This is a genomic window from Kitasatospora sp. NPDC056138 (genome assembly GCF_042264695.1).
Classification (GTDB): Bacteria; Actinomycetota; Actinomycetes; order Streptomycetales; family Streptomycetaceae; genus Kitasatospora.
On the sequence record NZ_JBHJVK010000004.1, the window covers coordinates 84,214 to 91,035 of the forward strand.

Consider the following 6,822-nt stretch of genomic DNA (forward strand, 5'->3'; position numbering starts at 1 on the left):
GGCATCGAACAGCCGGTCCCCCGGGCCACCCGATCGATCCCGAATGGCTGACATTCAGTGATCCATTGGCCTGTTCACACTCTTCCTGCCGGAGACTTGGCGAGTTACCGTCGGTAACGGCGCGCCGACACGGCGTGCCCTCCCCCGACCGCGAGGAGGACGGAATGACTGTCGAGCACAGTGCGGTGTCACCCGCTCAACCGCTGATCCCGCTGCACTGCCTCCGTCACGCGGAGCCCGGCCCGCCCAGGCTCACCGCACTGCCCAACGGCACGCCGGCCTGGCTGGCGACCCGGCACGCGGATGTCCGGCAGGTGCTCACCGATCCGCGCCTGGACCGCGCCACGCTGTTCGCGCCGGACGCGCCGCCGACCTCCACCGGACCGAACCTCCTGGACGACCCGGACGGCCTGCTGAACATCGACGGCCCCGAGCACCAGCGGCTGCGCCGCACCGTCCAGCGCGCCTTCACCCCGAGGGCGATCGCCCGCTGGCGGCCGTGGGTGGAGTCGGTGGTCGAGGAGCTGATCGACGACCTGGAGGCCGCCGGCTCGCCGGTCGACGTGGTCGCCGGTCTGACCCGTTCGCTGCCGATCGCGGTGATCAGCCGGCTGATGGGCCTGGACGGCCTCGACCTCCGTCGCCTCGGCCACTGGAGCGACCACGCGATGTCCACCTCCGCCTACCCGGCCGAGCAGGTCCGGCAGGCGATGCGGGAGTTCCACACGTTCTCCGAGCAGCTCATCGCCGACCGCCGGAAGAACCCCGGCGACGACCTGGTCAGCAGTCTGCTCCTGGCGGCGGCCGAGACCGAGGGGGTCACCGAGGGCCAACTCACGACCCTGGTCTGTGGACTGGTGGTGGCGGGGCACGAGACCACGATGACCTCGTTCGGCAACGCCCTGGTCCAGCTGCTCTCCGAGGCCCCCCAGGCGTGGGCCCGGATCGCGGCGGACCCGGCCGACGCGACTGCCGCCTCGGAACAGATCCTGCGCGCCGTCCCGCTCAGTGACGCCACCGCTCTGCCCGGACTGCTGCGCCGGGCGGTGACCGACCTGGAGATCGGCGGGGTGGCCATCGCGGCCGGGAGCGTGGTGGCCGCGGACATCAGGACGGCCAACCACGACCCCGAGGTCTACCCGGCGGGTGGCCCGCTCGACCACTTCGCTCCGCTCGGCACCCCCAGCCTCACCTTCGGCGCCGGGCCGCACCACTGCCTCGGCGCCTGGCTGGCCCGGATGGAACTGGAGTTGGGTCTGCACCACCTGGCCAGGCGGCTGCCCGGCCTGCGCCTGGCCGGCCCGCTCGAGGAGATCCCCTGGCGGGAGGGTCTGCTGACCCGGAGCCCGGCATCGCTGCTGGTGGCCTGGTGAGCGCCGCCGGACAGGAGCTGGTCGTCCGGGTGGACCGCACCCGCTGCGTGGGGACCGGCGCCTGCACCTGGACCGCTCCCGAGGACCTCGGCCTGGGACCGGACGGCCGGGCCAGGCCGCTGCGGCCGGTGTCGCACGACCGCCCCGGGCTCACCGAGGCGGCGGAGATGTGCCCGGTGGAGGCCATCACGGTGCTCTCCGCCGCCGACGGCGAAGTGGTGGCCCCGCTGTAACGGGTGGCCGCTCCGAGCCGCTGCGGGTCGGCACGACAGCTGCCCGGCTGCGGCGCCCTGCGGTGCCGCTGCCGGGACACCGGCTCGCACCGACCCGCAGCGGCGCCGTCACGCGGCGCCGCCGGCCGCCGCCCGGTCGATCCGGCTCGGCCGGCGGAGTCCGGATCCCACCGCGACCGCCAGCTCCGCCAGGGCCGTTGGCGCACCCTGCTGCCCCCGGATCCCCGGGAAGGCGTTCACGTCCACGATCAGTGGCGCACCCCCGACGTCCAGGATGTCCACCCCGTACACGTCCAGCCCGAACACCGCACCGACCTTGAGCGCCAACTCGGCCCAGCCCTGCGGGAGCTCACCGACGGCACGGGACGGCTGCCGCTCCCCCTCGGCGAGTTCGGAGTGGCGCAGCTCGGCGAAGAGCTCGCCCGCGACCACCCAGAGCTTGTGGTCCCAGCCCGAGCCCGGCGCCAGGTCCTGGACCACCACCGGCTCGCCCGGCCACCGGTCGGCGAGTTCACGCAGTCGCCGGTCGTCCGCGACCCGGGCGACCAGGTCGCCCCGCCGGCTCAGCCGGCTCTTCACCACGAGCGGGTGCCGCACCGGGCCGCGGGCCGCCAGGGCGTCGAGGTCGGGCAGCCCGGTGGTGGCGGCGAACGGCAGTCCGGCCCGCCCGGCGAGGTCGGCCATCCGCACCCGGTCCTGGCAGAACCCGGTCGAGGCGGCCGAGTTGACGACCGGTACGCCACTGTCCTCCAGCTGCCCGGCGAGCGCGAGTGCCGCCGGGGTGCGGGCCTTGAGCAGGTACACGTCGGCGAGCGACGGCGGTTCGGGCAGCGGGTCACCGGGGGCCAGCTGCTCGACGCGGTGCCCGGCCGCGGTGAGCAGGGCCGTGGTGTCCGCCAGCAGCGGGTGGTCGGGGGCGGCGGTCAGCAGGCCGATCCTCATACCGCGGCCACCTGTTCGGGGATCCGGACGCCGGCCGGCAGCGGCGACGGCCAGGACGAGCCGTTCCGCGCCAACCGCAGGATCGCCCGCGAGACCCTGGCCACGGCGTCCGGCACCTGACGGAAACTCGGGAAGTCGTTGACGTCCACCACCACGGGCCCGTCGGGGCCGAGCAGGATGTCCACCCCGTACAGGTCCAGGCCGTAGACCTCGCCGACGGCCGTGGCGATGGCGGCGACCTCGGCGCCGAGCGCCACCGGCCGCTCCCGCACCGGCGCGCCGTCCCCGGCCAGCGGCGAGGTGCGCTCGGTGCCGAACAGTTCACCGGCTGCGCAGTACACCTTGAGGTCCACGCCCGCGTTCGGCACGTACGGCTGCGCGAGCAGCAGGCCCTCGCCCTCGGTGCGCTCCCCCAGCGCCCCGAGCGCCGCCAGTTCCTCGGGGCGGTCGACCCGGTGGACGGCCCGGCCGGAGCTGCCGTCGGCGGGCTTGACCACCAACGGGTAGCGGTCCGCCGGTATTCGGGCCAGGTCCTCGGGCCTGGCCGCCGCCCAGGTCGCCGGGACGGGCAGGCCGGCGATCTCGGCGAGAACGGCCGCCTGCGCCTTGTCGCGGACGCCCCGGATCGCGCGCGCGTCGTTGATGGTGGTCAGTCCGACGGTGGCGGCGGCCTCCAGCAGCCCGAGGCCGGGGCCTCCGGAGACGGTCTTGAGCACCCAGGCGTCGTGGTCGCCGCCCCGGACCAGCTCGCCGAGGTCGAGCAGCGAACCGCCGGGCCGCAGGACGTCCACCCGGTGGCCCCACGCCTTCAGTTGGCGCACGACGTCGAGCGGCATACCGTCGTTGCGGTACTGCTCCTCCACCAAGAAGCAGAATCTCATGCGTACTACCCCTGTCCCCCCGCATTTCACCGATCGGCCAGGCTCGGCCGACCATAGCGCCCCAGGATGCCATGAATTGCCTGGACAAGATCACTCAGGCGGTAATGAATCGGCAACAAGCGCGCCACAGATGGATTTAGGCCGACCGACGAATGGAGGAGCCGCCGGGAGCCCGGCCGCGTGGTGCCGCCGTCCGCCGGGCGGTGGCGGCGAAGCCGGACCGGCACGGCGTGCGGGCCGACCGGGGCCGTCACCGGAACCGCCGGGCCGGGGTCCGCCCCCGGACTCCCGGCGGGGCGACGCCGCGGCTCCGCGGACGGACCCTAGTCGTACTGACGTTTCGCCAACCGCTGCTGCGCACCGGGTCCGAGCGCGAGGCCGAAGCCGAAGCGCTCGGCGGCCTGCCGGATCTGCTCCAGCGGGAGCGAGCCGTGCCGCTGGAGCACCAGGCGCGGCCGGCCGTGCTCGTCGACACCGTCGGTCCGGTGGAAGGCCAGGACCGAGGTGGACATCGGCTCGTGCAGCGGGTGGTTGCGCCGTGCGGCCTCCTCGTCGGCGTGCTCCAGCACCCGCACGCCCGCCTCCTGGCCGAACTCGGCCCGCAGGGCCGCCGCCCGCCAGTGCGCGGGCTCCTCGGCCGCGCCGGTCGCGAACCGGGAGCGGTTGGCCGAGGTGATGAACAGCAGGTCCCCCCGGCTGCCCGAGACGGCCTGGGAGAGGAAGTCGTTCGACGGGCAGGAGTAGCCGGGGGCGATCACCTGGACGGTGCGCCCGTCCTCCGAGTCCGCCGTCAGATGGCTCGGCAGGTCGTCGGGCGCGGGCCCCTGGAAGCCGAACGGGCCCAGCGTGAACAGCGCGTCGATCAGCGCGGTCACCTCCCGGTGGCCGATCCCGGCGGGCAGCCGCGCCCAGTCGAAGAGCAGCGGGATCCGGGCCGGGGCCGTGGTCACGCTGCCGGTCCGGCCCGGCGGCCGGCCCTTCATCAGGTTGACCCGCCGGACCACGGCCGCCTCCGGACGGGCGGTCAGTGCATAGAAGTTCCCGAAGCCGTGCGCCACCGCGAGCCCCGCGACCAGCGCTCCGGCCGCCCAACGGACATCCTCGGACCGGCCCAGCACGGCTCGCTTCGCGCGGCCGGAACCGCCGCCCCCGATACCCTCGCCACCGGCGCAGCCACACTCGCTCGCGACCATCAAAGACCTCCGCACACCCGGATTCCCGCTGGCATCAACGCAGCGGGGAGTCAAAACGTCACAGGACCGTCCCGAATCCGACCTGACCCGGCCTCAGTCTCCTTCCGCACCCCGGCGCTGTCGGACCACGGCATTACCATTCCTTGGTGAACCCTTGAGCAACCGGGGGTTGAGGAGAAATCCGGGAGATCGAGGAGGGGCAGTGCAAAGAACCGTCGGATCCAGCACCACCCGGCCCGTCGCCGCGGACACCGGCGCCTGGCCCATACCGAGGCAGCCCCGCACCGCCGGGCGGCCGTTCGTCCTGCACCCGCACGGCCTGCACGACCTTCGGCGCAGCCCGGCCGCCACCGGCCCGGCCGTGCTGAGCTACCCGTTTGGCGATCTGGTGGTGGTCACCGGCCTTCCCGGCAGCGGGAAGAGCACCCTGATGCGGCGGTGCGCCCGAGCGCCGATCGTCGACTCCCAGCTGAGCCGCGAGCACTACGCCCGGCTGCTCCCGCCCGGCCTGCCCTACGCGGTGTACCGCCCGCTGGTCCGGCTGCGCCACTACCGGCGGCTGCACCGGGCGCTGCTGGCCGGCGGCCCGCTGGTCGTGCACGACTGCGGCACCCTGCCCTGGGTGCGCGCCTGGCTGGCCCGGACAGCACTGAGCCAGGGCCGCCGGTTGCACCTCGTCCTGCTCGACAGCACCCCGGCCGAGGCCAGGCAGGGCCAGCAGGCCCGGGGCCGCCGGGTCTCCGCGTACGCCTTCGCCCGGCACCGCGGCAGCGCCGCCCGGCTGCACGCCGAGCTGGCCGGCGGCTCGGGCGCCGCCGCGGGCTGCGCCTCCACGGTGCTGCTCGACCGGGCGGCGGCCCGCGGTCTGCGCGGGATCGAGTTCACGGCGGGCGCCCCCGGGCACCTCGGCGGCTGACCCGGCTCGGCGCGCCGGGCGGGGGCGACTCCGGGTTCGTTCGTTCGGGTTACTGCCGGGAGCGAATCCTCCGTCGGACGGCGCGCCGGACGGGGGACTCGGCCGGGCCCTCCGATCATCGGGAGTCCGATCGGGGGTCAGCGGCCGGTGGTTCGAGCCCCGTCCGGCGGAGGTCACGCAGTCGGCCCGGCGTTGGCGTGCAGGACCTCGCACGGGCCTCCGTCGCCACCGCCACTGGAGACCTCTCCCATGCGCAAGCCGATGACCAGCAAACCCCCTGCCCTGTCGGTCGCCGTCGCCATCGCCCTCTGCCTCGATGCGGGCGCGTCCGGTGTCTCGTACGCCGCCGCCGGCCGGGCCGCCGCCGACTTACCGTCGGTCTCCCGGTCCGCCTCCCCGCGGGCGGCAGGGTCCGGCGGGCCCCCGGCGTCCGACGGGCCCGGCGTCCGTACGCCTTCGGACAGGCTCACCCCGTTCACGCCGACGGTCCCCAACCCCGACACCGCGACGGCCGAGGAACTCGCCGCGGGCGCCGCCGCCGCGGGCTTCCCCGCCGGTCCGATCACCGACCCGCTGGGGCGGGCCGGTCAGCCGATCTCCCGTGCGGACGTGATCGCCAGGGCGCAGAGCTGGGTGGCGGAGAACGTCCCGTACAGCCAGTCCGCGTACTACACGGACGGCAACGGAACCTACCGGACCGACTGCTCCGGCTACGTCTCCATGGCCTGGAACCTGCCGTCGAGCGGCGCCGACAACTGGGGCGAGACCACCTGGACGCTGCCCGACTTCGCCACCCGGCTCGACAGCCTGGACGAGCTCCAGCCCGGCGACATGATCGACAAGACGGACCAGCACGTCGTCCTGTTCGAGCAGTGGGCGGACGCGGCGCAGTCGGCCGTCGTGGTACTGGAGTTGGCCCGCCCGGGGACGAAGGCCCGGCAGTCGACCTACACCCGCGCCTACCTGAACGCGAACGACTACCTGCCCTTCCGGTACGACCGGATCGTCGACGCCTCCACGCCGCCGCCCCCGCCGGCCGCCGCGCCGCACGGCTCGCTGTGGGAGCGGGTGCGCTCGGCGAACGGTGCCTGGGAGGCGCACGCGAGGATCGTCGACAACAACCATGGCCTCACCGCCGCCGCGGCCGCCACGCTCCCCGACGACAGCCTGCATGCCGTCACGCTGACCGGTGGCACCGTCTGGGACCGGATCCGCAACCCCGACGGCACCTGGCAGGCCCACGCACGCGAGATCGACGACAACGGCACCATCACCGCCATCACG

Annotated in this window: 6 protein-coding genes and 1 pseudogene; 4 read left to right on the forward strand and 3 right to left on the reverse strand. The window is 74.5% G+C overall.

The features are described 5' to 3' along the window. The first annotated feature begins 164 nt into the window (after positions 1-164). A complete protein-coding gene (locus ACFC1R_RS04395; RefSeq protein ID WP_375932476.1) occupies positions 165-1,373 on the forward strand; it encodes a cytochrome P450 in 1,209 nt (402 codons plus the stop codon). Beyond that, positions 1,370-1,606 carry a ferredoxin gene (locus tag ACFC1R_RS04400; RefSeq protein ID WP_375932479.1) on the forward strand — a complete coding sequence of 79 codons (237 nt, stop codon included), beginning with the start codon at positions 1,370-1,372 and terminating at the stop codon, positions 1,604-1,606. The genes ACFC1R_RS04395 and ACFC1R_RS04400 overlap by 4 nt, the downstream gene beginning before the upstream one ends. Before the next feature lie 108 nt (positions 1,607-1,714). Here ACFC1R_RS04400 and ACFC1R_RS04405 read toward each other — a convergent pair whose 3' ends face one another. The 3 genes from ACFC1R_RS04405 to ACFC1R_RS04415 form a co-directional block, all read right to left on the reverse strand. Then, complete coding sequence (locus ACFC1R_RS04405) at positions 1,715-2,548, reverse strand: RimK family alpha-L-glutamate ligase (protein ID WP_375932482.1); 834 nt, start codon at positions 2,546-2,548, stop codon at positions 1,715-1,717. Beyond that, the gene (locus ACFC1R_RS04410; RefSeq protein WP_375932485.1) at positions 2,545-3,429 is read right to left on the reverse strand and encodes a RimK family alpha-L-glutamate ligase; all 885 of its coding nucleotides are present in this window, start codon (positions 3,427-3,429) and stop codon (positions 2,545-2,547) included. Before ACFC1R_RS04410 ends, ACFC1R_RS04405 begins: the two co-directional genes overlap by 4 nt. A gap of 323 nt (positions 3,430-3,752) precedes the next feature. Then, complete coding sequence (locus tag ACFC1R_RS04415) at positions 3,753-4,622, reverse strand: hypothetical protein (RefSeq protein ID WP_375932488.1); 870 nt, start codon at positions 4,620-4,622, stop codon at positions 3,753-3,755. Positions 4,623-4,824: 202 nt separating this feature from the next. On the opposite strand from ACFC1R_RS04415, the gene ACFC1R_RS04420 reads away from it, so the two are divergent. Further along, positions 4,825-5,538 (forward strand): AAA family ATPase, encoded by a 714-nt coding sequence (locus tag ACFC1R_RS04420; protein WP_375932491.1) that lies wholly within the window; start codon positions 4,825-4,827, stop codon positions 5,536-5,538. Between the two features lie 249 nt (positions 5,539-5,787). Then, positions 5,788-6,822 (forward strand): annotated as a pseudogene (locus ACFC1R_RS04425) (hypothetical protein); the annotation flags it as partial.